This window comes from Bradyrhizobium sp. P5_C11_2 (assembly GCF_054049755.1).
In genome coordinates this window covers 1-1,207 of sequence record NZ_JBFULT010001051.1, presented here as the reverse complement: position 1 = coordinate 1,207, position 1,207 = coordinate 1, and the positions used below count along the sequence as shown (strand labels likewise).

General features: G+C 57.9%; 1 protein-coding gene and 1 pseudogene. Both read left to right on the top strand.

What is annotated here, in order from left to right:
- Positions 1-548, top strand: a pseudogene (locus ACXJL8_RS41580) (hypothetical protein); the annotation flags it as partial.
- 5 nt (positions 549-553) lie between these two features.
- The gene (locus ACXJL8_RS41575; protein WP_456687094.1) at positions 554-1,138 is read left to right on the top strand and encodes a protein-S-isoprenylcysteine O-methyltransferase; all 585 of its coding nucleotides are present in this window, start codon (positions 554-556) and stop codon (positions 1,136-1,138) included.
- Positions 1,139-1,207 lie beyond the last annotated feature (69 nt).

Genomic DNA, 1,207 nt, shown 5'->3' with positions numbered 1-1,207 from the left:
GCGCCGTACTAGCGGTTGATCTACTTGATCGCGCCTTGAAGCTGGACCCTGCGCTCGGTCGGAAAAAGATTCCCGTCACATTCTTGAGCGTTGGATCATCCATACTCAAGATCGGCCTGCACCCGAAGGCAGTACGCTTTCGCAGGACGGTGGAACGCGTCGCCAATTCCCGCGCGATCTTCTGGGGCGACTATCAGGCCCTCACCGACGTGTTGAATTTTTACAAATGCCGGCCAATGGCCGAAATGGGCTTGTCGACAGAAAACGAGGCGACCGTCAGGGTCGTGAAGATTAGTCGAATGCTTAACGACGACATGTATCAACGCATCCGCTTCAATTTCTTCCGCGTGCACTGCCAGTTCGTCAGTGGAAATGACAGGCGAACATCGTACGACTACTTCATGCTCACATGCGGACCTATTTCAGCCAAATCCCAGACGCTCGCCCCGGATGGCGCCGTGTCGATGATCGCTGACGACGGAGGCCTTGTTGCGGGCGCGCCGGTGTCGGAAAGCGAACTGCTGGGAAGTCCGGGCGCGGCAGCCTGATTTAAATGACGCCCACCATTTCAAAAGTCATCTTCGTTGCGTTGGTGATCGGCTGGTACCTCATACGCTATAAGTACGCGCGGCGTTCCCGCCGTGCGAGGGTTGTGCGGAGCGCTCGCGGCCCCCTGGAAACGGCGCTCCTGCTCATATCTCTTTCGGGGCTTGGACTTGTGCCGCTCGTCTACGTAGCGACAGGAATACCTCATTCCGCAGCTCACGGCTTTTATCCCTGGTTGGCTTGGCTGGGGTCTTTCTTTGCGATTGCGGCTTTGGGCGTGTTTCACCTGACGCATCGTGCACTGGGCCGGAACTGGTCGATAAGTCTCGACGTGCGGGAGAACCATGAGCTCGTGACGGAAGGGATTTACCGGAGAGTTCGGCACCCGATGTATTCGGCATTTTGGCTGTGGGCTATCGCCCAGGCATTGCTGCTGCCGAATTGGATTGCCGGTTTCGCGGGCCTGGCCGGCTTCGGGGTCCTGTTCTTTGGCCGCGTCGCACGGGAAGAGCGAATGATGTTGCAGACGTTTGGCGACAGCTATCGCGAGTATATGGCGCGGACCGGCCGGGTCTTCCCATGGATCCTCTGAGGTAGGTCCCGGCACGTCTTAAACCTGTGGTATCTACCAGACTGATCTGGAACCCGACGCCTCAGTTTG

Bases quoted from the DNA above. Each gene is read 5' to 3' on its own strand.
- ACXJL8_RS41575 (WP_456687094.1), top strand. From the start codon at position 554: ATGACGCCCACCATTTCAAAAGTCATCTTCGTTGCGTTGGTGATCGGC.